Consider the following 265-nt stretch of genomic DNA (forward strand, 5'->3'; position numbering starts at 1 on the left):
TCGCGATGTCCAGGCTGTCGCTGGTGCTCTGCCCGGTGATGTCGGTGACCACGACCGCGAAGCTGTCGGTGATGCCCGCATCAGTGTGAACTTCGCTCTCGCCATCTTCGACGTAAGAGTAGGTGACCTCACCGGTGTCGGCGTCGTAGCCGGTCACGGTCAGGGTGCCTTCGTCGGTGGTGATCTCGACCGGCGTGGTGCTGGCGTCGCTGATGTCGATGCCACCGATGGTGACGGTATCGATGCCCGCTTGTGCCGCGACCGT

At 63.8% G+C, this 265-nt stretch carries 1 protein-coding gene; it reads right to left on the reverse strand.

The window, feature by feature from the left end; translation table 11 throughout:
• Positions 1 to 265, reverse strand: a 265-nt coding sequence (locus QD228_RS17060; RefSeq protein WP_279876138.1) for a hypothetical protein, incomplete at both ends; no start/stop codon positions are given.

Origin of the sequence: Cobetia sp. 3AK, assembly GCF_029846335.1 — a bacterium.
In the GTDB taxonomy this organism is placed as follows: domain Bacteria; phylum Pseudomonadota; class Gammaproteobacteria; order Pseudomonadales; family Halomonadaceae; genus Cobetia; species Cobetia marina.